General features: G+C 42.4%; 24 protein-coding genes. 17 read left to right on the forward strand and 7 right to left on the reverse strand.

The annotated features are described in order from the left end of the window. The first annotated feature begins 300 nt into the window (after positions 1-300). From QE422_RS10695 to QE422_RS10745, 11 genes are all read left to right on the forward strand, one after another. The gene (locus QE422_RS10695) at positions 301-507 is read left to right on the forward strand and encodes a hypothetical protein (RefSeq protein ID WP_307457897.1); all 207 of its coding nucleotides are present in this window, start codon (positions 301-303) and stop codon (positions 505-507) included. A 205-nt stretch (positions 508-712) separates the two neighbouring features. Further along, a complete protein-coding gene (locus QE422_RS10700) occupies positions 713-928 on the forward strand; it encodes a RebB family R body protein (RefSeq protein ID WP_307457900.1) in 216 nt (71 codons plus the stop codon). 16 nt (positions 929-944) lie between these two features. Beyond that, positions 945-1,448 (forward strand): hypothetical protein, encoded by a 504-nt coding sequence (locus QE422_RS10705; protein ID WP_307457902.1) that lies wholly within the window; start codon positions 945-947, stop codon positions 1,446-1,448. A 201-nt stretch (positions 1,449-1,649) separates the two neighbouring features. After that, entirely contained in the window at positions 1,650-2,462 is an 813-nt protein-coding gene (locus QE422_RS10710) for a hypothetical protein (protein WP_307457904.1), read from the forward strand. A gap of 53 nt (positions 2,463-2,515) precedes the next feature. After that, positions 2,516-2,911, forward strand: coding sequence for a hypothetical protein (locus QE422_RS10715; RefSeq protein ID WP_307457906.1), 396 nt, complete (start codon positions 2,516-2,518; stop codon positions 2,909-2,911). Positions 2,912-2,937: 26 nt separating this feature from the next. Beyond that, on the forward strand, positions 2,938-3,180 hold the full coding sequence (locus tag QE422_RS10720) for a RebB family R body protein (RefSeq protein ID WP_307457908.1): 243 nt from the start codon (positions 2,938-2,940) through the stop codon (positions 3,178-3,180). Positions 3,181-3,499: 319 nt separating this feature from the next. Then, positions 3,500-3,763: a RebB family R body protein gene (locus QE422_RS10725; protein ID WP_307457910.1), complete on the forward strand. Its 264-nt coding sequence runs from the start codon at positions 3,500-3,502 to the stop codon at positions 3,761-3,763. 125 nt (positions 3,764-3,888) lie between these two features. Further along, a complete protein-coding gene (locus QE422_RS10730) occupies positions 3,889-4,155 on the forward strand; it encodes a RebB family R body protein (RefSeq protein ID WP_294296555.1) in 267 nt (88 codons plus the stop codon). Between the two features lie 118 nt (positions 4,156-4,273). After that, entirely contained in the window at positions 4,274-4,537 is a 264-nt protein-coding gene (locus tag QE422_RS10735) for a RebB family R body protein (RefSeq protein ID WP_373463368.1), read from the forward strand. 163 nt (positions 4,538-4,700) lie between these two features. After that, positions 4,701-5,480 (forward strand): hypothetical protein, encoded by a 780-nt coding sequence (locus QE422_RS10740; protein WP_307457912.1) that lies wholly within the window; start codon positions 4,701-4,703, stop codon positions 5,478-5,480. A gap of 6 nt (positions 5,481-5,486) precedes the next feature. After that, positions 5,487-5,993: a hypothetical protein gene (locus QE422_RS10745; protein ID WP_307457914.1), complete on the forward strand. Its 507-nt coding sequence runs from the start codon at positions 5,487-5,489 to the stop codon at positions 5,991-5,993. Positions 5,994-6,050: 57 nt separating this feature from the next. Here QE422_RS10745 and QE422_RS10750 read toward each other — a convergent pair whose 3' ends face one another. The 6 genes from QE422_RS10750 to QE422_RS10775 all read right to left on the reverse strand — a co-directional run bounded on the left by QE422_RS10750 (position 6,051) and on the right by QE422_RS10775 (position 13,004). Then, positions 6,051-6,731, reverse strand: a complete 681-nt coding sequence (locus QE422_RS10750) for a response regulator transcription factor (protein ID WP_307457916.1) — start codon at positions 6,729-6,731, stop codon at positions 6,051-6,053. A gap of 9 nt (positions 6,732-6,740) precedes the next feature. Further along, entirely contained in the window at positions 6,741-7,496 is a 756-nt protein-coding gene (locus QE422_RS10755) for a sensor histidine kinase (protein ID WP_307457917.1), read from the reverse strand. Further along, positions 7,469-8,113 carry a hypothetical protein gene (locus QE422_RS10760; RefSeq protein ID WP_307457919.1) on the reverse strand — a complete coding sequence of 215 codons (645 nt, stop codon included), beginning with the start codon at positions 8,111-8,113 and terminating at the stop codon, positions 7,469-7,471. Before QE422_RS10760 ends, QE422_RS10755 begins: the two co-directional genes overlap by 28 nt. Continuing rightward, positions 8,097-8,792, reverse strand: coding sequence for a hypothetical protein (locus QE422_RS10765; protein WP_307457920.1), 696 nt, complete (start codon positions 8,790-8,792; stop codon positions 8,097-8,099). The genes QE422_RS10760 and QE422_RS10765 overlap by 17 nt, the downstream gene beginning before the upstream one ends. 256 nt (positions 8,793-9,048) lie before the next feature. Then, positions 9,049-11,172 (reverse strand): alpha-L-fucosidase, encoded by a 2,124-nt coding sequence (locus QE422_RS10770; protein WP_307457922.1) that lies wholly within the window; start codon positions 11,170-11,172, stop codon positions 9,049-9,051. Continuing rightward, positions 11,169-13,004 carry a beta-galactosidase family protein gene (locus QE422_RS10775; protein WP_307457924.1) on the reverse strand — a complete coding sequence of 612 codons (1,836 nt, stop codon included), beginning with the start codon at positions 13,002-13,004 and terminating at the stop codon, positions 11,169-11,171. The genes QE422_RS10770 and QE422_RS10775 overlap by 4 nt, the downstream gene beginning before the upstream one ends. A 584-nt stretch (positions 13,005-13,588) precedes the next feature. Here QE422_RS10775 and QE422_RS10780 point away from each other — a divergent pair. The 3 genes from QE422_RS10780 (at position 13,589) to QE422_RS10790 (ending at position 15,487) form a co-directional block, all read left to right on the forward strand. Then, positions 13,589-13,876, forward strand: coding sequence for a helix-turn-helix domain-containing protein (locus QE422_RS10780; RefSeq protein WP_307457929.1), 288 nt, complete (start codon positions 13,589-13,591; stop codon positions 13,874-13,876). 244 nt (positions 13,877-14,120) lie between these two features. Beyond that, on the forward strand, positions 14,121-14,363 hold the full coding sequence (locus QE422_RS10785; RefSeq protein ID WP_307457932.1) for a hypothetical protein: 243 nt from the start codon (positions 14,121-14,123) through the stop codon (positions 14,361-14,363). Between the two features lie 482 nt (positions 14,364-14,845). After that, positions 14,846-15,487: a DUF6266 family protein gene (locus tag QE422_RS10790; RefSeq protein WP_307457934.1), complete on the forward strand. Its 642-nt coding sequence runs from the start codon at positions 14,846-14,848 to the stop codon at positions 15,485-15,487. Between the two features lie 203 nt (positions 15,488-15,690). Here QE422_RS10790 and QE422_RS10795 read toward each other — a convergent pair whose 3' ends face one another. Next, positions 15,691-15,891: a DUF1016 N-terminal domain-containing protein gene (locus tag QE422_RS10795; protein ID WP_373463370.1), complete on the reverse strand. Its 201-nt coding sequence runs from the start codon at positions 15,889-15,891 to the stop codon at positions 15,691-15,693. A 621-nt stretch (positions 15,892-16,512) separates the two neighbouring features. On the opposite strand from QE422_RS10795, the gene QE422_RS10800 reads away from it, so the two are divergent. Genes QE422_RS10800 through QE422_RS10810 form a run of 3 tightly spaced genes read left to right on the forward strand, consistent with a single transcriptional unit; the run spans position 16,513 to position 21,962 of the window. Next, positions 16,513-16,929, forward strand: coding sequence for a hypothetical protein (locus QE422_RS10800; RefSeq protein WP_307457937.1), 417 nt, complete (start codon positions 16,513-16,515; stop codon positions 16,927-16,929). Position 16,930: 1 nt separating this feature from the next. After that, positions 16,931-21,751, forward strand: a complete 4,821-nt coding sequence (locus QE422_RS10805) for a leucine-rich repeat protein (RefSeq protein ID WP_307457939.1) — start codon at positions 16,931-16,933, stop codon at positions 21,749-21,751. A gap of 10 nt (positions 21,752-21,761) precedes the next feature. Beyond that, the gene (locus QE422_RS10810; protein WP_307457942.1) at positions 21,762-21,962 is read left to right on the forward strand and encodes a hypothetical protein; all 201 of its coding nucleotides are present in this window, start codon (positions 21,762-21,764) and stop codon (positions 21,960-21,962) included. The last annotated feature ends 352 nt before the right edge of the window (positions 21,963-22,314 follow it).

Genomic DNA, 22,314 nt, shown 5'->3' on the forward strand with positions numbered 1-22,314 from the left:
AATTTTCCGGCGAAGAACGAGATCGGAATTTTACAGACAAAACCACCTGTTACTTAACTGTAGCAGGTGGTTTAGGTTTCTCTTAAAAAACCATTCTTATAAAAAACCACTCTTAGATTAAGCTTCAGCCAACGGTTCTACAGCGGACAACGCAACGCGAAGCCATCCAGCTGAAAATTTGGGCACAGCCGGTTTCGATCCGCTCTTCACGGGTCACGTTCTGTATACCCGGCAACGGGTACGAGGACGGAGATTGCGGAAGAGGTTGGGAGAGAATAAGGCCGGGAACAACAGGATCGCGTGACACCCACGGTAAAGATCGACATGCTTCCGTGGTCCAAGCCATCGGGTATTGATTCTGTTATGGTGAGTGTTGTGAATGTCAGATATCTAAGGTTCCGGAAAGCGGAGTACGTAGTGGCCGGAAAACTTCCGGTTTCCTTCTTCCTGTTCAACCTGTTAATCCAAGTTCTGTCTCAGATTCGTGTAAGAAAAGTAAAATTCTAAAATAAAAAAATGCCCTAAGAGAATTCCCTGATTTTTTAAAATTCCGTTTTTTCCCTGAATGTCTGATGGTTTTGATTCCTGAAATTTGTATCAGACAAACGGGATAAAAGTCTGCTGATCAGAGAAGAATCAACCAAAGTAGGGACGCAGCTGAATAATTTCCGGAATAAAACAAAACTAATCCATCAAATCCATTAAACAGAATATGGCAGATACAGTAAACAACCAGGCAACAGACGCCGTTACGCAGACCAACGTTACCGTGCTGGGCGAATCTCCCGCACAGGCCATGAGTATGCTCTATCAGATGGCCACCCATGCCAGCGGAATTTCCATTCAGAATTCAGTGTCTAACCAGCAGAACCTCAATCAGCTTAATCCGGCGATCGTCGCCGATGCCATTAAGATTTTAAAAGGTTAATTAAAAATTTATCAGCATGGACGAGAATAATAATGACCCGACAGCCTCTCAGGATACAGCCAATGCCGTAACACCTGTAGAAAAGGCGGTACAGTTTGTCAATGCCGAAGTACTGTCGCCACCGCCGGTGGCGCCGATGCAGGGGATGGCAAAGGTAATGATTGACCAGTCTGCCGGAATGATGGTCCAGGATCTGCAGTCGTTCCTGAAAAGTTTTGAGCAGCTCGGCCTTATTGCACTGAGCCGGCTGGCAAATAACTTACTGACGTACGGAACCTGGAGCGAAAATGAACCTCCGCCGACCGGTACATCGCCTGCCTCTACAGGAGGAACGTCCGGTGAAGAAGCAATACAAAGCCTGTTTAATATCGTCAGCAAGTATGCGGAAGCCAAAACGAACCTATCCAATGCAGCCTTACTTTCCACTGTTTTGCATCCGAATCCGGCGGCCATGCCATCTTCAGGCTCTTTTTCCGATGCTTCCGTGCAGCCTGAAGATCCCGAAAAAAAAAACGGATAGACGTTACGGAAGAAGACCATACCGGAAATGCGTCTGCCATGGAGGAGGCTGTTGAAAAGGTAATGCCGGAACCTGTTAAAATACCGGAGCGAGTGCCGCAACAGAAAGAGGCTGCCGTGCCTGCAGAAGTACATACGAGCAAGAGGATGAAACAGTCGGTCTTCTCGAAACTAATGAATCAACTTAAAAAAAATTAATAGAATGAATTATTCAAACGAACAGAAACCGGCCAAGATCTTAAACTTACGTACCTTAAAGGAAGTGAATGAAAGCCTTTATCTTACCAAAACTGCCGATACTGCTTATTTCAGTGTAAAAAAACCTGAAAACAACAGCGATCGGGTGACCTTCGGCCTTACCACTTCCGATGTTAATATCAAGCCTCTGATCCGGCAGGTAAACTGTATCAACAAAGGAAAACGATACAACAATTATCAGTCATTCGTCGTGGAGCCCAAAGACAAGTCCACAGGCATCGCCGTGATCTTGATCAAGCTGGAAGAAAATCAGGTCTTTTTTTGCAACATACGGATTCTGCCGCTGAATACTTTAAGTGACATTGCTGAACCGGAAACCGATTCCAGGCTTCTTACGGTAAACCTGGAAAGATCGAAATGCATCCTGAAGACCGACATTACCATCACCGCATCCAATACAGGAGAAGCGCTTTATGCCACTCATGATGTGGATGTGCATGCCATATCGGATCTGATAACCCAGGGTGAAATAGTGGAGCTGAAGAGAGAGCTGGAATTCCAGGGAACAAAACTGATCGCCCATTACTTCCAGGAAATCCTCGAGATCATCATCAATGAAAATCCATCCAATACCGGGAAACTGCCTCTCATTCCGGATGATTATATCATCAACCTGCCCAATGACCAGCTGAAGGAAATGATTACCGCCAATGCGATCAGCGGATGCATTGCCCTGGAAATCGTAGGCAGTAATGTGATCAAGGATATTAATAAAGACTGGACGGCAGCCGGGAGTTTTATCGGCTACCTGATTTAATAACTATTATCATTGAGTAGATATTGTATGATTAATTATAAAAACCATGACCTATGCGCAGAGTATTGTACCACACGGCAAAACCTTCGGGGCGTGTTAAAAATTCACCGCCGATCGTTATCGAAGTAGAACCGGTAGAGCCTCAGCCGGTGGAAAAAGAAGAGGTGATGCCCTTTGTGATCAGCCATGAAGAAGAGATTATCGGCTATATTAAGGAAAAAGCGGTAAAGGAAACCATGAGCCATCTTTCCCCGCTTCTCGAAAAGCTGGAAGAGGCGGTAAAGCAGCAGCAGGCCAACCAGGAAGCCCAGGCAACAGCGGGCGGCCTGATGATCTCCGGCCAGGAAGACCGGCTGAAAAACCTGCAGGAGACTTTCAGAAAAAAGGAACTGAAGGTTGCCGAACGCTTACAACAGCTGCAGGCAAGATTTGCACGCATCCGTAAATGAATATTCAACCCCAAATTAAAAATAATATGACAGACAGCCAGAATGAAATCAACACAGAAGTTGTAGGAATGTCTTCCACGGTACCCGCCGCCATTTCGATGCAGGTGAATGCCCATTCCACCGGATTAATGTATGAACAGTCCGTTCTGAACCAGCAGCGGGATTCGCTGATCGGATTGAGCAATTCCGCTATGGGAATCAAAAAGATCAGTTCCATCAGGTTAAAGAAAGAATTCAACGCGTTCCGGAAGAGCCGATTCGATATTTAATGTAACCCAAAACTTTCCTGATGAGATGCGGACATTTTACGGATGTAACATCGCTTCGACAGGCACATTATTTTACAGTACCCGCTGAAGGTCCGCATCATTTATCTTAACATATCTTCAGTTTCTGCACGAGGCCCGGCGAAGGCTTTCAACCATTGTACCGAGAACCACCCTTAACGATTTATCAATCTTTCCAGTCTTAAAACAATCATTTTAAGCCTTTGCCACGGTGCCTTTTCCGGAAAAACAGATTTTAATAAAAACAGTTTGACAATCAAATCATTATTAACCGAGATTATCTCAAAAAACAAAAACAATTATGACAGTGAATCCACAAATCACCGATGCGGTAACGCAAACCAATGTAAAAGTAGTGGCCGAAGCGCCGGCCATGGCTTTAGGAAATGTTTACCAGACCGCAGCCCATTCCACAGGGCTGATGTTTGAAAACGCCGTCAACAACCAGAACCAGCAGAATATTCTGGGACAGGCCGCCACGACCCAGGGCGTGATGCAGATCTACAGCTTCGACACTGTAGCGGATGCCCTTTCCATCGCCAGAATGCTGAATCCCAATCCGTAAATCAGTCAGAACGATTCGGATACTTGCGGGAGCGCTTTACAAGCAGCTTACCGATACCATCCATTTAATTTTAACTAAATCATGACCGGAAAATCCGGCCATCCAAACCTTAAAACAATTTAATTATGTCATTCGTAAATCAACAAATCACAGATGCAGTAACGCAAACCAATGTAAAAGTAGTAGCCGAAGCCCCGGCTATGGCTTTAGGAAATGTTTACCAGACCGCAGCCCATTCCACCGGACTGATGTTTGAAAACGCCGTCAACAACCAGAACCAGCAGAACATTTTAGGACAGGCCGCCACAACCCAGGGGGTAATGCAGATTTACAGCGTGGATACCGTGGCAGATGCTATTTCCATCGCCAGGATGATGAACCCTAACCCGTAATCCCTACGCAAAAACAGCTCAGCAGCCGGATCAGGTCCGGTTGCTTTTAAAAATCAATTCCAATGTAATAACCATGACCGGAAAATCCGGTTTATTCAAACCTTAAACACATATAATTATGGCAAACGTAAATGAACAAATTACAGACGCAGTAACACAAACCAACGTAAAAGTAGTAGCCGAAGCCCCGGCAGTGGCCCTGGGAAACGTGTACCAAATCGCTGCCCATTCCACAGGGCTGATGTTTGAAAACGCCGTCAACAACCAGAACCAGCAGAACATCTTGGGACAGGCGGCCACAACCCAGGGGGTAATGCAGATCTACAGCCTGGATACCGTGGCCGATGCCATCTCCATCGCCAGGATGATGAATCCTTCTTAACCTTAGTGTTTTCAGATTCTTTTTCAGGGAGGATAGGATTATCCTCCCTGATTTTTTAAGACAATCAATATTAATAATATAAATTAAAAACAATATGCTAAGATTTATAACACGAACATCCAGATTGTCAAGGACAAGTTCTGTGTGGGCCGATAGAACACCTGTGATCTCAAGATTAAATAGCTATAGATATTTTTCTAGTGAAAGTGCTTATGATTTACCTGTACTTCAACGAAATCTCACAAGTATTAATGCGGAAACAAATAGCAGAATAGATGGAAGGATTGATGGATTATATCGTGAGATACGACCCGCTTATAAGCCTGAAGGCTTTGAAAGCCTGATCGATAGAGAAGTGAATGACCCTCAATATGGTATGGGAATCAATACAGGTTTTAAGAATTATCATGGTTACTTTTACAGAAATTTTGATCCGGATGAAAAAATATTTACTTTTAATCACGGCTTTTCCGGTAATTTGCCTCCGTGGGTAAGAGATGTTACCATACCTTTAGTACAGGGAAAAGGTATTCCTACCCAGGTTTATTTCACTTTGCGACAAATGAAATTATTAAACATTCCTGAAGGAGATATACAAATTGTAAGAATGTCTCAAATACAAAATCTGGATACCGCGGCTTTTATTCATAATATAACTGGAGGAAAAATTATCTATAATTTTGATTCAGTAGATATTTTGGCTGCACCAAGTAATGAGTATATGAAAACAGTAATGATACAAGCGGGTTACGAGATTATAAGTGGCAATATAACAGGAAAAGGTCAATATATGTCAGTAAGAGATCTTAAAAATTATGATTTTCCGCTTAATCCTAAATTTAAAGGTTCTTATGAAGCATTTATGGAAAAATATGGATTATCCTGGTATGACATGTTATATTTAAATTATAATATAATAGTGAGAGTTAGATATACACAATAAAGAAATATGATACCCATAAAATTATTAAGAATAGAAAATCTTGAACCGGTAGGCGTAGATAATTTAGATGAATTTGTTCAGGGCTTACATAATGTTTTAGGTTATGATGTAGAGACTGTACATAAAATAGACAAAGAATTTGAGGGGTATTACCTGCTGCCAATGGGTTTTACAATTCCCGAAAGCGGAAATGGTATTGTAAAAGAAAATATCAATGAAAAGGTTTTTTTGTTAAGCGTGATCAATAGTAATATTCCGAGAATATTAGAAGAATGTAAGCCGGCAGGATTGACAAATTGGGCCCTTTTTTTCAGAGCCGGGACAGCAGTAATCGGTAAAAAAGAAGTAATTGCCGAAGCATTGGTTCATGAGGAAAATAAAGACATATGGTATGAAGACTTAGGCTATGATCAATATATTCCTGTGTCAAAGGATGGCACATATGAGACTGTCGCAAGATCAATTTTAACCTATTTAAAAGCTTATGATAATTATTTAAAGGAGCAGAATTGAATTTAACTGTTCTTCAAACATTTAAATTTGAATTACTCTTGCATAGGTATCATCTCCTTATTTATCCAGCAACACAATTTCATTCGCATCCACAATCTGATTTTGCACGGCGTAGATCACTAGCCCGGCCATATTTTTCACACAGGCTTTGATCATCAGGCTGGTCTTATGGGTTTCCACGGTTTTTGGCGAGATGTACAGGGCATCTGCGATTTCTTTGGTGCTGAACTGTTGGCAGACCAGCCGGAGGACCTCCGTTTCCCGTTCCGTAAGGCCGTCTTTGGAGGCCGGAGAAAATTCGGGAAGCTTATTGGACAGCTGGTTCCGCATGACTTCAACCTGTTCTTCTGAAAAATAATGCCCGTTGTGGTAGACGGCATGCATCACCTTCAGCAGCTCTTCCAGGTCGGTTTCTTTGGGCAGAAAAGCATGGGCGCCCATTTTCAGCATCTGCCCCATAAAAGAGCGCCGGTAAAAGCTGGACAGCACGATGATCTTCGGAGCTTCAGGTGTGGCAGCTAAGGCAGAGAGCACTTCAAGGCCGTCACCATGAGCCATTCTCAGATCCAGAAGGAGGAGATCCGGTAAGCCGGTTTCGGTTTCGGTCAGGAAATGATGGCCTCCGGTTGAGGTCAGTACGACTTCATAACCATTGGTGCTGTTGATGTAATTTTTTAAAAGCTGTACCAGCAGCAGGTCATCGTCCACAATGCCTACTTTGATTATTGAATTTTCCATATGTTGTGATTAAAGGCGGGTCATCATTATAAACCGGGTTCCTTTCTGCGGCCGGGACCTGAACCGGTAACGGGCTTTGATCTGCTCTGCTCTCAGCCGGATGCTTCTCATCCCGATGCCCGCAGGTTCTTTGTCGTATCCCCGGATAAGTCCTTTGCCGTCATCCGCTACCGTCAGGACCAGGTACCGTTCCGATATCCGTAAGGAAACGGTAATGACGGACGCGTCCGCATGTTTTAGTATATTGTTGATCAGCTCCTGCAGGATCCTGAAAAGATTCAGTTTTACAGGATTGCTGATACGGCGGGACAGATGCCGTACGGGATAATATTTTACCCTGATATTTCCTTTTACCTGTTCCAGATAATCCCAAATCAGTTCTTCCGGGCCGGTTTCGCTGAGGTCCGGAGGTGTCAGGTGATGGCTCATTTCACGGATGACACGCATTGAATTTTTTAAATCAAGATGCAGTTCACCGATATCCTGATACCGGGTATTCAGCCTTATCAGATTCAGCCGGGAAATAATATTGTCGTGAAGTTCTCCCGCAATTCTTTCCCGGTCTTTTTCCTGCAGGTAAAGTGCACTTTCGCTATATTCAGCCTGCATTTTATGGATCAGCAGGGAGGCTTTCTGTTTATTTTTCCTCACATGCGCGATATAGCGCAGGATCATCACGGTGATAAATCCCGTGACCAGCAATGCCAGTCCGATCCCGATCCATATCCAAAGGACAATTATACTTTCATTCTTCCCGTATTCCATCCCAGATTAATAAATGCAAGATAAAAAAACCACAACATTACCCCTCTGAAAAGCCACACCGGCGCTACCCACTGCAAATGCTCATGAATTAAAAAATTGAAAGTGGTCGAAATAATGCTTTCAATCGAAAAAAACAGGAAGATAAAAATGTTGACCGTTAGTAAGTTTTTATCAACCCCCGGATTTTTAAACAGATACAAGAAATATACTGCCGCAAAACTACAGATGATGACGTCTGTGATGATGTTGGAATAAAAAGTGACGGAAGAAGCAATTTCACTGCCGGTCACGCTGATGAAAAATGACATTCCCGTAAAAAGATAAACCATCCATCTAACGGAAGGCGGAATTTTTAAAAAATAGGTATGGTAGATCTCGGTCATCATCAGTAAACAAAAGCTTTGGCTCAGGGGATAGAGATAGATATTCACAGTATTGTATTTCATCAGCCGGAAAATCAGATCCGACAGCTCAGAAATAAGTTCACCCAAAAGAAAGATGAACAGAAGCTTCCTGGCCTGTTTCCCACGCCGCAGAAACAGCGCAAAACCTGTAAGCAGGGTAATATTAATGGTAAACTGCAGGTAAAACGATAGTTCATTATACGGAGGCATCACTTTTCAGCAGTAATTGATAGTTTGTATCGGGATCAGCAGCCGTAAACGGCGGGCGGGGTGTTGAACAGTTCTCTGCCGTACTGCTTATACTGCCGATGTCCAGATCTTTCATGGTGATCAGCTCGATATGGTATTCTTTCAGGGAAGCATCTGTAACTTTTTCATTAGTAAGTCCAAAAAATGAAATGCAGCATTCATCTTTGTTTAGATTCATACGCGTATAGTCTTCAAAAGGAACGGTAATGATACGGAAAAAATCTTCTTTTTGAGTTTCCATCCATGCACTGCAGAACATATTAAATATAAAATTGCGGTAGATAGCTGACTGCGAAGAAATAGGATCGCAGACAAGCTGAGGATTCGGTAGGTTATAAGGAGGATTCCGGTTCATTTCTTTGGTTACAATGTAGCTGAAATCACCTTTTGCATCACTTTCGGAGTCGATCAGATAAAATTTGAAAACATCCTTATCAATACCGGCATAGACATGAATTAACGGATTGGATGCATTGGCGAGACGTTCTGTCCATTCCTGAATTTCATCGGCTTTAACGGAAAAATGAGAACCCTGATTCAGAAGTTCCAGAAGTTTTTTCCTGCTTTCATCCTTTCCTTTTTTGTAAGAATCAATAAGCGTTCTCCAGTTTTCTATAGCCTGGAAGATAGAGGAAGTGTTCATGCTTTCTTGTTTTAATGGTAGTAATTGTGTCGAAATTTACAAAAAAAGCTTTTATAAGAATCATAATGTTGTGAAATATTAATAAAATCCTACTTAAACCATAAGAAATCCAGAAATGGTATTGTTTAAAATAAAGTAATTTATTGATTTCATTAAAATTTTAAATCTTTTATCTGCAGATATACGTTATGAGCTTTGGAAATTACACATAAAGTTTATTGTTTTCAATGTTGTAGTGATCTGATATCTCAGGTTTCTAAAACATAGAAGCAGTAAGAATCCCGATCTTCGCTACCGTGCAGAAATTTCCCGATATCAGGCCGGCGGCGGTGAAACGGAGATATCTTCCCGGAATAGGGTGTTTAAAAATAACCTGCTGTTCCACCGGATTGGCTTTGATATTGGAAAATTCGCCTTCCGCAGCGGACTGCCAGTGGATACCGTCGGTGCTGGTCTCAATATGATAACGGCTGATGATGCCGTCTGGCTTTTTATCCTGGCGGGGCAGATAGGTACACCCTTTCAAGTTTTGCAATTTCCCAAGATCAATCATAATTCCTGCTGAAAAAGAGGGAGACGCAATTGGCGGACTTTGCCAGAATGTTTCCGGGTTGTCATCGATGGCGTAAGCTGCCGGGTGGGCAAAATCAGTACCTTCCGGACTAATGATTTTCCATCCTGATTTTACCGGACCAAACCGGAGAACGGCGGTTTCGCTTTGCTCGTTGTTATTGAGAGATATTGCCTTTACCATTCCGTCATCAGCCAGGGTAAAAGGTTGGCGGTATGGCAAAGATTTCAGAGTAGGGGAACTCCCGTCGAGGGTATAATATATTGTTGAAGAAGCGTCTGCAGATGACAGGGTAATCGTTCCTTCAGCAGTGCGACGGATCAAAGGTTTAGCAATTATTACCGGTTCATTGTACAGGCCGAAATCACTCAAAGCCACGGCTACCGGCGATCGGGTAATGGTCAGGCGTATTTTATCGGTAGTGATCCTTTCAGGAAGGCGGATCAGACGGTTCGGACCGATGCTGGTGGCTGAGGCGATTTTCTTCCAGGCTCCGTTAAGAAAAGCTTCCACCTCAAAAGCTTCGATCCGCTGACCAAGTTTTATGTTTTCCCGTAAACGGATGACATTAAAAGTTTTTTCAGCAGGAAGGGTAATGCTAAGCTGAGGGGTAGTAACCTCATCATCAGTGGCCCAATACGAATACCGGTCCTGATCGAGCAAATGCTGCGGTCCGTATTGGGAAAGGTTGTTTCCACGGACACTGCTGGCTTTTAAAACAGCATCTTCTGCAAGATTAACGGCAAAAGTCTGTTTCAGCAGTTTCCCAAATTGCTGAAGCGAACTGATATCTTCAGGATTCAGCTGTCCCTGACGGTTAGGGGAGAGGCCCAGATCCAGATTCGCGCCCCTGCCTACGCTTTTGTAATAAAGATCGAGTAGTTCGGCGGGTGTTTTTACCCTGCTGTCTTCGCGGGTATGGTAGAACCAGCCCGGCCGGAGGGAAACATCGCATTCCGCGGGCATCCAGTATTTTCCGTTTCGGGTGCCTTCAATGCCCAGCTCATATTTCGTAAAGCCATTGGAAGGCTTTTTCCCTTCTTCGGGGGCCTGCGGTTCATAAGTCGCCCAACAAGTTTCCCCGGCATGGCCGTCTTCGTTTCCTACCCAGCGGATATCCGGTCCGACATCTCCGAAAATTACGGCTTCCGGCTGCATACGCCTAGTGATCGCCCAGGTAGCCGGCCAGTCGTAATAGGTTGCCCGGTCGATTTTCCGGGTTTCGCGGGCATTTCCGTAGTAGCCGTCTCCGCCGTTGGCCCCGTCGTGCCATGAGGTAAACAGGGTACCGTAATGGCTATACAGCTCCTGAAGCTGTTTCCGGTACATTTCAACATAGGCGGGAGTGCCGTAGAGCGGATTGTTGCGGTCCCAAGGCGAGCAGTAAATGCCCATTTTCATGCCCAGCTTTTCACAGGCTTTCTGGTATTCCTTTACAATATCGCCTTTGCCATTTTTCCACGGGCTTTTTTTGATGCTGTAATCCGTGGTTTTCGTAGGCCAGAGGCAAAGTCCGTCATGGTGTTTCGCCACAACGATGATGCCTTTGAATCCTCCGGCTTTTGCTGCTGAAACAATTTGTTGCGCATCGAAATTCGTCGGATTAATCAGTACAGGGTTTTCATCCCCATAACCCCATTCTTTATCGGTATAAGTAGCGCTGCCGTAATGGACGATGCAGTACATTTCCATTTCATGCCACTTCAGCTGTGCGTCAGATGGAATAGCTCCATAAGGTTTTAGTGGCTGTTGGGCGTGGCTGAATACCGTTGTTAAAACAATTCCGAAGGTCAGGATCCGATTTTTCATTTTTTGCTGTTTTGATCTAGGATCGGATGATCCAGGGAAGGAAGTTGCCGGTGGTTGCTTTCCAGTTCGTCAAATACTACAATTTCATTTTTGCCTTTTTTCAGCCAGCACGCCGGAACATAAAGGGTCTGCTGCGGGCCGATGTTCCAGTATTTGCCCAGGTTACGGCCGTTCAGGAAAACAAAACCTTTCCCGAAGGTGCGCATATCCAGATAGGTATCCCCCAATTGCTGAAGGGTAAAGCTTCCTTTGTACAGGGTAGGATGGCCGGTTTTCTGATCTTTATTTTTGCTGAAAGAAAATTTTTCTGTGGTTTTAAAAGGGAAACGGTACATCTTCCAGCCGGAAACAGCCCGGCCGTCAATGGAAACCGATTCGGTAATGCCATGCCGGTTGTCATTCAGGAACGGACCATAATTGATCCGCCCGTTGTTTTCCACCCAAAGATCGAGGACGGCATCTGAAGAAATTCCGGTCAGGTTCATCGAGTCCTGCTTCAGCCTGCGGTCGAGGCTTCCCAGGTATTTTCCGTCGACGTACACCTGCGCGTAATCCCTGAGTTCTTTCAGCTTCAGCATTCCTCCTTTTTTAATGTTGGTCCGGTACAAAACGAAACCGTAAGCCTGGTCCAGACCCTCAAAAGATAATGGTTGTTCAGCCGTTTCGGGCTTCGGGAGCTGACTGAAAATACCGGCGTACTGCTCCAGGGCAATATCCGGAATCTTTATTGCAGGCTTTGTCTTAGGAACCGGCGGTAAAGCTTTTCCTGCCGGAAGATGGTTGACAATCACTTTTCTGAAAGCATAAAATTTTTCCGTCGGATTTCCGGCTTCATCCAACGGGGCATCGTAGTCATAGCTGGAAACCTGGGGCGAATACGGATTGTCTTTGTTCATATTCGCGCCGTTCATAAACCCGCGGGTCGTTCCGCCGTGGAACATATACATATTCACGGAGATGCCGGCAGCCAGCAGTTTGTCCAGCGTTTTCGCCGATTGTTCCGCAGATACGTCCGCATGCTTCTTGCCCCAGTCGTCGAACCATCCCGGATACCATTCCGCTACATAATACGGCCCTTTGCCGTTGTGGTATTTGTTGATCAGGGTTTTGACCTGTGCCGGATCTTCCAGTCCGTTCACGGCCGGAAGGTAGCCCGGCAGATACCCCTTCGGCATCTGGTCGGCCCCGTCGCAGGTGAAAAGAATGCCGTCGAAACCGGCTTCCCTGAAGATTTTCCGGTTCAGGTCCAGGTACGTTTTATCGTTGCTGTAGGATCCGTATTCGTTTTCGATCTGAATCATCAGGATATTGCCGCCGTGGGTAACCTGAAGCGGGATCAGCTGTTTCGCCAGCGCTTTGATGTAGCGGGTGTAGGCGAAGATAAATTTCGGATCGGTGCTTCTCACCTGCATGTTCCGGTCTTTCAGCAGCCACCACGGATACCCGCCGAATTCCCATTCCGCGCACACGTAAGGACTCGGGCGTAAAACTACCCAAAGGCCTTCCTCTTGGGCTACTTTCACAAATTCCGCAATATCATTATTCCCGCTGAAATCATAGACGCCCGGTGTTTCTTCATGCGCATTCCAGAACACATAGGTTCCGATGGTATTCAGTCCCATCGCTTTCGCCATCTTCATCCGTTCCCGCCACAATTCCCGCGGAATGCGGGGATAATGCATCTCGCCGGAAATCATCTGCAGCGGCTTACCGTCCAGTAAAAAATCAGCATCGCCCAGTGCAAAAGTATGCCGGACCGGCTGCTGGGCCGAACAAAAAAATCCTGCCCCGCAAAGGAAAAAAACACTCAAAATAGCGTAAAGTCTGCTCATCTCGGATCGCTCATTTTAGAAACGCTTAAATTAATCCAAAACCGGCAATACCACAAATTGAAATGATGATTTGTGGGAATTTCGGGATACGGTGGCTGAGCGGAGTTGAAGCTACCGTGGAATTGTGGGTTGTATTATAGTGGTGAAAGGCTTATGCCTGAGGTTTCCGAAAGCGGAAGTGGTGATTCTGATGTAATTAACTTCTTTGAAATTTTCTGAAAAAAAGATACCTATAAGGCGACAGATCGTGTCGTATGATCTCTTTTTTTGGGCAAGAGCGGTCAGTCATGGCTACCGCCTAAGACAGGCGGTCTTAAAAAATATCAATCTCCTGATGAGCCGGAAATTACCGGACCTGTTTTCCGGAAATTACTCAGGATGAAGACGAGGTTTCAAGTATAAACCAACCATTCATAGAGTGTTTTCAATGGTTAATTGTTTCCGGTACTTTAACAGGTACAAGTTTCGAGAAAAAAAATCAAATCTGGTAGGGATTGATAATAATTCACACTTTATGGACGTTAGCATATATAAAATGCCATGAAGGTTAAGATAGAACTATTATAATTAATAACCTAAACACGATGAAAACGAAATCCAATTATCCGTTATCCGATGAAGAACAGTTTAAAGGGACCCTCCTGGTTTTCCTTTCCGAGATCCTTAAAAGCCTGGACCGAAAAGAACCGGACAGCTCCGGATATTATGACAGTGCAGACGTCAAACGACTGCTGAACATCAGCGACCGGACCCTTCACCGGCTCAGGAAATCCAAGGCGGTTCCCTATGTGAAGATCGGGAGGAAAATATTTTACCCCAAATCATTCTTTAACGGTACAATACACGGCGGTCCGGAAAAGACAGAAGGGTAGCGGTCCAGTCCAGTCCTGTACAACCATATCGTTCAATTGACTGTTAAGAACGGAGGGCTTTACCGGTCCTCCGGGACTGCGCCGGCATATAGGTAAGGCGGAATTACATATTATACCCCGATCTTAAAGTCATGATAAAGTAGGGGCAGGACCAGCATCCGGTTTTTCATGCGGCTGCCCGGCCTTTAAGATCTGAGGCACGGTTCGGCATTAAAATCGTATGCTATACTATAAACAACATCATATGGATACCGGAAAAATAACAGTCAGGCATGCCTCAGGAACTTATACGATGCAGGTAAACCCGGAAGATTTCGATAAAGCCTGTAAAAAGATCACCGCAATTATAAAAGGTAAAAACAGATATTTCAAATATACGCCGGACCCGGATACTTTTCAGGTGTTTACAGCAAAAATGCTGAGGCAAAGCGTGGTCACCTTCGAGCGTCAGAAAGCCGGTGCCGGATTGCTTACCCAGCAAATATAAAATAGTTTTACCATGCATCGGTATTGAAACAGCCCCTTCTCAGGGGCTGTTTTATTGTGTGTATCCATAGAATGATCCGAAAGATCATTTTTCCCAACTTAAAAGCAGAAGCCCATTCAACCCTGGATCTCAATTTTTATGATTGGTCCGATCGATCGCTGCTGATTAGGCAGAATCTCCGGAAAGGAATGCCCGGCCCTGATTTTTAACAGTAACCCCTCAGACCGTCGACATAAAACGATCAATTCCAGTAAACCGGTTTTTCAGGGTTTCGTCCGGTACTTGTCCGGTACTTGTTCGGAAAAAACATCTTTTTTCCGAACAAGTACCGAAGGATTCCCGAAGAACGACCGAAGAAAGGCAGGAAGAGACCTGACAAAACCTGCCAAAAGCGGCCAAAATCGGACACTGCTTTCCCGGCTATTTGAAAACCGGAAAACCTGTTTTATTTTCGTTCCGTTAACCTATAAAAACAACATACAATGGCAAGAATCACAAAAGGAATCCTCGGCGGATTCTCAGGAAAAGTAGGAACGGTAGTAGGCGCCAGCTGGCGCGGACAGGACATCATCAGGAGCATACCCAAACCGAGCAGCCGGAAGGCAACCGGCAGGCAGATGCTCCAGCAGCTGAAGTTTAAGCTGGTGATCGATTTCCTCAAGCCGCTGACTGCGATCCAGAACCGGTATTTCGGATCAGGAAGCGGCTCGAAATCCAGGGTGAACCTGGCGGTATCGTATACCATCAGCGAAGCGGTACAGGTAACGGCGGATATTCCGCAACTGGTCTACAACAAAGTGCTGATCACGAGAGGCGACCTGGCCGGATTCCAGGACATTGCCGCAGCCGTGCAGCCGGGAAACATCATCCGGCTTTCCTGGCAGGACAATTCTGCTCAGGGCAATGCCTCGGCCACGGATAAGGCCAGTGCGGTCTGCTACAGTGAAGACCTCGGTACCTTTGAGCTTTTTGAATCGGTTGCCGTGAGAACCGGCCTGACCTCGGATCTCACGCTGCCGGATTACTACTCCGGAAAGCAGGTACAGGTCTGGGCCTATTTCCATAACACGGAAGAGACCTCGGCTTCCAACAGCTCCTACCTCGGCGCGCTGACGATGGCATAACCGGGCGTGCCGACCGAATTCTGATCTCCATCCTACCAGGGATGGGGATTTTTATTGTGATTCCAGTGGCTTTAGCTCTTTCCGGTCGCTCAGCGGAGCCGAAGCCGCCACATCGTTATTTTCATTATTTCTAACAGGAATTAAAACCGACTCTATGTACAGATACCGTTACCTGTTTTAGTTCCAACTACGTAAAATAGGGGTTATTGAAAATGGATTAAGAGCCCAGTTCCAGCATTCGGAACTTTACTGTAGCCTTTTTGTTTAGGGATCTTGAGATAAAATTCCTGTTCTTCCGATCTTTTATACCGAGAAAAAATAATCATGTTATAGCTCCAGCTCATTTCTCTCACCAATGGCGAGAATGTTGGAGAATTTTTATAAGCTTCATCGAACTGTTTCATCCTCCACAGGTTTTTATCAAAAAAAACCTTTAATTTCAGGATCAGTTTTCAAAATAAACTCTGATCACTCTTTTACAAAAACCTGTCCCCACTCACTGATCTTAATCTATTGGCTGATGTATGCTCCAACATTTCAATAGAAATTTTTCATTCTGAATTCACAGTCTGTATTCACAAGTCATTTATGCTAATGATATAGATATTATTAGTATAAACGGATTTTTATTTGATACCGTCTTAATTTCGGTTAAAAATACTTGTTACTGCAACTACAGTATAGCGAGGTCTGAAAACTTTTGTAAGAGCTAAAAAACTATGAAATTTGAACGCTAAAAAAAGGTGGATCATTATTGGGGCCAAAAAAGTATACCGAGAAGACATTATAGAAAAATGTAAAAAAATGTAGTTTTTTCAAAATAAAATTAAAAAAAATATTTCGAAAATATGGGTTTTCTTATGTGCAACCCAATAAATGATCCATCGGCTGATCGTACGGTAAAAGATGGCGGAAATCAATAATTGCTCAAAAAACACAGAGTTCTCTTTAACTATAATAAGTCTGTCAAGAACAGGCTTTCCCTCAAATGATCAATTTTATAAAAACTAATTTTAATAATAACAATGAAAGTACCATTAGAAACAATTTTCAGCTGGTTTGAAAAGGGTGATATGCCCACAGAAAATCAGTTTCAGCAGACCTTTTCTTCATTCCGTCATTTAGATGAAAATATCAGGATGGATGAGATAACGGGTTTAAATGACTATATTAAAGAAAACAGCGAGCAGATCGAATTGCTTAAAAGTTCAGGAACAAACTTTTCCTTTGGAGGAATTTTAAGGCCTACTGATCGTATTACCGTTAAGCCCGGGTCAACAAAATGGTTTTGGGCAGGGAGCGGAGTCTACGAAAATGCTTCAGGAGTTACGATTGAAAATTTCGGAATAATCTCTTTTGACGGTTTTGTTTGGTCTGTTCTTGAAATTGGTATGTCTGGAGGCGGAGAAGGTGGTTTTGTTGATTTAACACAAGAAGATTAAAATGAGATATACAGGAAAAATTTATTTCACAAATTATGAAAGATCAGATAAAGAAGTTGCAGATCATTTCATGTATCCGGTCATGTTTTTTATTAAAAATGAAGATGGAAAAATCATTAAACAGATTGCCTATTCAGCTTCAGGAGAAAAGTCAGAAAGTGAATATGGAACTGGTGGCGGGGGAAGCGGAGGCGCCAACGGAATTGTTTGCCGCGCAAAATCTGAAATACCTGCAGCCTTCGTAAAATCATTTGGAAGTGAAGTCAGAATCGTTTTTTCGTGGTCATCCGTCGACAGCATTGATGGCAGCGAGACTGGTGGCGGAACTGCAAGTATTTTAAAAGGAAATACGATTCTGTTTAATAAAAACATTAATCAGGGAATCAATGATATTGATATCACGCCCTATATTTTGGCGGGAGATAATACCATTACCTTAAGTATCACGGACAGTTATGGAAATAACAGACAATTAAAATATACTATTCAGACAGTAGCGCTTGCGGTAAGTACTACCTACGACAAAACCACCATCAATTCGGGACCGGTAATTTTCCGGTATATCCCAACCGGGAATGTCGAGAAGACCATTCATTTCAAATTAAACGGATCAGATCTTCCGTCCGTAGTTACTTCAATTAATAATAAAGAATTATTATATGAAATCCCTGTGCAGCCTCATGGCGTACATAATTTAGAAGTATATATGACCGCTGATTTGTCAGGAGAAATCATTGAAAGCAACCACTTGTTTACAGACATCATCTGTGCTGTTGCCGGTAATTTGACGCCTCTGGTTTCTTCAGCAAATAATGTTACCGCTAATCAATACGCTCCGGCTTCAATCGAATATCTGGTGTATTCACCATCGTCAAATTACAGCGATGTTGAGATTTTGGTCGACGGCGTGAAGGTTTCTGAACTACTGGTAAACAGAAGCCTGCAGAAGTTCACCTATACATTTACGGACTCAGGGGCGCACACTGTGACTTTTACATGTGGCAGTGTCACAAAAAACACTTCCGTCGTTGTAACGGCGTTTGATATCCAGGTTGAAGCCGAAACGTTAGGCCTGGAATTATTTTTAAGCAGCCGAAACAGAAGCAATTCAGAAATTAACAAAAACGAGTGGAAATACAAAAACTTATCATGCACTCTTACTGATTTTGATTTCAGCACCAATGGGTGGATTCAGGATGCAAAGGGTTCTGTGGCGCTTAAAGTGAGCGGAAATGCAAGGGTTGAGATTCCTTTTAAAATATTTGATAACGATTTTAAAACTGGTGGTAAAACATTAGAATTTGAATTTTCAACTTCAGATATAAAAAACAGTGACAGTACTATTCTTTCATGCAAAAATGGAAATGTCGGATTTGTTGCCACTTCAAATTCTTTTTCGTTCAGTTCTGAGCAGGACGGAACTTCAATTTTTTTCAAAGAAGAGGAAAGAATCCGTGTCAGTGTAGTCGTTACAAAGGTTGCAGACCAAAGATTGGTGTTTGTATATATCAATGGAATTATATCTTCCTTATATCAGTATAATTCATTAGACAGCTTTTTACAGCAAGTTCCCCAAAACATAACCATTGGAAGCAGTGACTGTACTATTAATCTATATAACATCAGGGTGTATAATAATAATCTAAACGCCGATCAGATGTTGTCCAATTTCATTGCAGACATGGATAACCTGGTTGAAAAAGTCAGCATTTACGAGAGAAATAAATTGTACGATGCGTTCGGAAATTTGTCCTACGATAAATGTTTACAATCCATTCCATGCTTAACCATTGTCGGGGATCTGCCAAGTTATAAGGGTGATAAAAAAACAATTGTTGGAGAATATGAAAATGCCCAAGATCCTGCAAAATCGTTTTCTTATGTAAATGCGAGTATTGATGTTCAGGGAACGTCTTCTCAATATTACCCACGGAAAAACTTTAAAATCAAATTTAACGGAGGCTTTAAAAATGGAGAATTAGTTTCTTCCAGGTATAAGCTTCGTGATCATTCATTGGCTGAAAAGACATTTACTTTTAAAGCCGATTTTATGGAGTCCTCCGGTTCTCACAATATTGGTCTGGCGAGGCTTGCACAAGATTCTCTGAATCAGTTAGGCTATCTGGTTCCTCCTCAGTTAGCAGATCCTAATATCAGAACCACAATGGACGGGTTTCCGATGCTTATTTTTCATCGTGCTGCACCAGATTCTGAGCGTATTTTTCTAGGAAAATATAATTTCAATAATGATAAGTCGAATGAAGCAACAACAGGTTTTACAGGTGGTCAGGAATGCTGGGAATTTTTAAACAATACGTCAGATAACACGTTGTTTATTGCTACCGATTTTCAAAGTATAGATGAGAATGGTAAGCATTTGTGGAAAAATGACTTTGAGGGAAGATATCCGGAAAATAATGAAGATACTTCGAATCTTGAAGCTTTGCATTCCTGGATCGTCAGCTGCAAAAATAATCCTGCAAAATTCAGGACCGAGGCTCAGGATCATTTCAATATTCAATTTTTACTCTTTTATTATGTTTTTACTGAGTTTTTCGCCATGGTCGATCAGCGCGCTAAAAATCAGATGTTTGCGATGTATCCGGATGCTGAAGGAAACAATCGTTGGTATCTTATTTTTTACGACAACGACACGGTTTTAGGCCTTAACAATGAAGGGCACAATGTATATGATTATTGGGTAGAAGCCCACGACCAGGTAGGTAGCGGTTTTGTTTGGAATGGCGCGCTTTCAGAGCTTTGGAAATTGGTTGAAGTTGCTTTTGATACTGAAATTACGGCTTTGTATCAGCAAATGAGAACTTCAGGCATTCTGACTTATGATAAGTGCAACACGTATTTTAACACCTTAGAATCTGACCAATGGGCGGAAAGTATTTTCAACGAAGATGCAAAGTACAAGTATATTGATCCTTTGGTGGCAGCCGGGAACGGAAGTTATTTATATACCGCACAGGGCTCAAGAAAATCACACAGAAACTATTGGTTACTGAATCGTTTCAGATACATGGACGGGAAATACGACACCTCTACTTTTTCTTCGGACTATATTACCATGAGGCTTTATACACCTTCGGGCACGCCTGCAGTTCCTCCAAATGCTAATTTTTTATTAACGGCTCAGAAAGACGGGTATACAAAAATTAAATTTGGTTCTTACATCAACAGGGCACGATTGCGAAAAAATGTCGCCTCCCTGGTACAGGCTCCGGCCATCACCTTCAATGACACTGAAACCATTATTTACGGAGCTTCAGCAATTAAAGATCTTGGGGATTTGTCCGGAAAGTATCTTGGAACGCTTGATGTATCAAAGGCTTTGAATTTATCAAGATTAAGAATCGGAAGTCAAATTTCGGGTTATTCAAATCAAAATTTGAGGAACTTGTTTATCGGCAATAACACGATTCTGGAAGAATTGGATGTAACGAACTGTCCAAATCTAAAACAGTCAATAGATTTAACTGCCTGTACAAGTATTAAGAGAGTCTCTGCTGCAGGTACAGGAATATCTTCGGTATTATTGCCCAAAGGTGGTTTGCTTGTGTCTTTAACGCTTCCTTCTACAGCAAATACCCTGATTTTGGACAACCAAAAATTTATTACCAATTCTAACTTAACTTTTACAGCAAGTTCAATTAAAACTCTTGTTATTAAAGATTGTCCTCTGATTAATGTGAATAATATTGTCTCTTATTTAAAAAATGTAAGTCGGTTAAGGGTTAACAATCTGAATGGCAGCAGTGCTTCGAGTGAGACTTTTTTCCCTATCATTAATGCTAAGGGGATTGATGATTCAGGCAACACAACGCCGCATGCTGTAGTTGAAGGAACATGGAACTTTACTACGATATATCAAGAAGATAAGGATTTCATGGAAGCCCATTGGCCTGACTTTCATTTTACGTATAAAAGTATTACCAATTTTATTCAGATTTCGGACGTGACCAGAAAAGCTACCTTATTAAATGTCTTTAATACCAACGGTGATGGAGAACTCAGTTTTGCAGAAGCAAGAGCTGTTACCAGTATTCCTGCTGACACTTTCAACACATCTGTCAATGCCTCGAGAGATCTTTCTTACAGTTTTGATGAGTTTAGATTTTTCACGAATGTAGAGACAATAGGAGATAGAGCATTCGAATCGAATACATTACGTAATATTACTTTTCCGGCAAATATAAAAAAGATAGGTTCTGATGTTTTCACATTCAGTTCTAGCTCTAATATATCAGGAAGTTTTGATAAAATTGAAGAATTGGGAGATTCTCCAATTTATGGAAAATATTTAGACATTAATCTGTTTAAAAATGTTAAAACGTATACAGAAAATTCATTTAAATATATGTATCCGAGAGCAGGGAAATTTACCCTTCCTTATATTACAAGAATTTTCAAATGGATGCTTAGTAATGACATACGTGGTCAAAATGTTGAGGAGGTGGTTTCCAATCTTATTGACGTTTCTGGATCTGTAAGATTGGAAAGAATAGACTCATATGGAATCACTATTATCTTACTACCTGGTGAAACTGAAGCTACAATAATTCTTCCTGCTTCAATTAATTATTTAGAAGATTATTGTTTCCCAATTAGTACATTTTCAGGATCGCCGGAAGTTACTAAAGTCATAATTAAAGTATTGGCAACTGTACCACCTATTCTAGCAGGAACTAATTTTGTTAATAACAGTTTAATGCTTAGTAAAGTCGAAATTCATGTCCCAGCCGGAAGTGTTTCTGCCTATAAGGCTGCGACAAACTGGAGCTATTTTGCATCAAAAATTTATCCGATAACATAATAATGAAAATATGAAACAGACAGACAATATGATTAAAGCAGAGCCGGGAAAATGTTTTAGAAGAAAAATAGACGGGGTTGTTTTCGGTGATGAAATCTATTTGGGTACTACCTACTATCTCGACGGAATAAAGCTCGAAAAACCCATTCAGGAGAGGCCTGATGATTTTGAAGAAATTGATATCGGGGTAAAAACCGAAGAAAATAATTGAAAATGATACATTGTATTACTCATTTCCCGAACGGAAATTTATAACCGGTCCTGACCATATGATAAAGATCGTAGGACAAAAATAAATAATTAAACCGGAGCAGAACCTTTTTTGCTCCGGCTTTTGTTTTTATAGATCTTAAATTTATAACAAACTGTTTGTGCATTAGGTCGGAAACTGTTTTAATTTTCTTGATATATTATTCATCTGAATATTTACAATCAAATTTTAAGTGAACAATTTCCTTTAAGGGAAATGATGAATATAATGATATTGCTTTTGATTCAAATACAAATAATCAAAACGCATATGAAAATGCCTAATCTTATATGCTGGACAAATATAATGCAGG

Origin of the sequence: Chryseobacterium sp. SORGH_AS_0447, from assembly GCF_030818695.1 — a bacterium.
Taxonomy (GTDB): domain Bacteria; phylum Bacteroidota; class Bacteroidia; order Flavobacteriales; family Weeksellaceae; genus Chryseobacterium.

Coding starts and splice junctions, on each gene's coding strand:
- QE422_RS10700 (WP_307457900.1), top strand. CDS start 713: ATGGCAGATACAGTAAACAACCAGGCAACAGACGCCGTTACGCAGACC.
- QE422_RS10705 (WP_307457902.1), top strand. CDS start 945: ATGGACGAGAATAATAATGACCCGACAGCCTCTCAGGATACAGCCAAT.
- QE422_RS10710 (WP_307457904.1), top strand. CDS start 1,650: ATGAATTATTCAAACGAACAGAAACCGGCCAAGATCTTAAACTTACGT.
- QE422_RS10715 (WP_307457906.1), top strand. CDS start 2,516: ATGCGCAGAGTATTGTACCACACGGCAAAACCTTCGGGGCGTGTTAAA.
- QE422_RS10720 (WP_307457908.1), top strand. CDS start 2,938: ATGACAGACAGCCAGAATGAAATCAACACAGAAGTTGTAGGAATGTCT.
- QE422_RS10725 (WP_307457910.1), top strand. CDS start 3,500: ATGACAGTGAATCCACAAATCACCGATGCGGTAACGCAAACCAATGTA.
- QE422_RS10730 (WP_294296555.1), top strand. CDS start 3,889: ATGTCATTCGTAAATCAACAAATCACAGATGCAGTAACGCAAACCAAT.
- QE422_RS10735 (WP_373463368.1), top strand. CDS start 4,274: ATGGCAAACGTAAATGAACAAATTACAGACGCAGTAACACAAACCAAC.
- QE422_RS10745 (WP_307457914.1), top strand. CDS start 5,487: ATGATACCCATAAAATTATTAAGAATAGAAAATCTTGAACCGGTAGGC.
- QE422_RS10750 (WP_307457916.1), bottom strand. CDS start 6,731: ATGGAAAATTCAATAATCAAAGTAGGCATTGTGGACGATGACCTGCTG.
- QE422_RS10755 (WP_307457917.1), bottom strand. CDS start 7,496: ATGGAATACGGGAAGAATGAAAGTATAATTGTCCTTTGGATATGGATC.
- QE422_RS10765 (WP_307457920.1), bottom strand. CDS start 8,792: ATGAACACTTCCTCTATCTTCCAGGCTATAGAAAACTGGAGAACGCTT.
- QE422_RS10770 (WP_307457922.1), bottom strand. CDS start 11,172: ATGAAAAATCGGATCCTGACCTTCGGAATTGTTTTAACAACGGTATTC.
- QE422_RS10775 (WP_307457924.1), bottom strand. CDS start 13,004: ATGAGCAGACTTTACGCTATTTTGAGTGTTTTTTTCCTTTGCGGGGCA.
- QE422_RS10780 (WP_307457929.1), top strand. CDS start 13,589: ATGAAAACGAAATCCAATTATCCGTTATCCGATGAAGAACAGTTTAAA.
- QE422_RS10785 (WP_307457932.1), top strand. CDS start 14,121: ATGGATACCGGAAAAATAACAGTCAGGCATGCCTCAGGAACTTATACG.
- QE422_RS10790 (WP_307457934.1), top strand. CDS start 14,846: ATGGCAAGAATCACAAAAGGAATCCTCGGCGGATTCTCAGGAAAAGTA.
- QE422_RS10795 (WP_373463370.1), bottom strand. CDS start 15,891: ATGAAACAGTTCGATGAAGCTTATAAAAATTCTCCAACATTCTCGCCA.
- QE422_RS10800 (WP_307457937.1), top strand. CDS start 16,513: ATGAAAGTACCATTAGAAACAATTTTCAGCTGGTTTGAAAAGGGTGAT.
- QE422_RS10805 (WP_307457939.1), top strand. CDS start 16,931: ATGAGATATACAGGAAAAATTTATTTCACAAATTATGAAAGATCAGAT.
- QE422_RS10810 (WP_307457942.1), top strand. CDS start 21,762: ATGAAACAGACAGACAATATGATTAAAGCAGAGCCGGGAAAATGTTTT.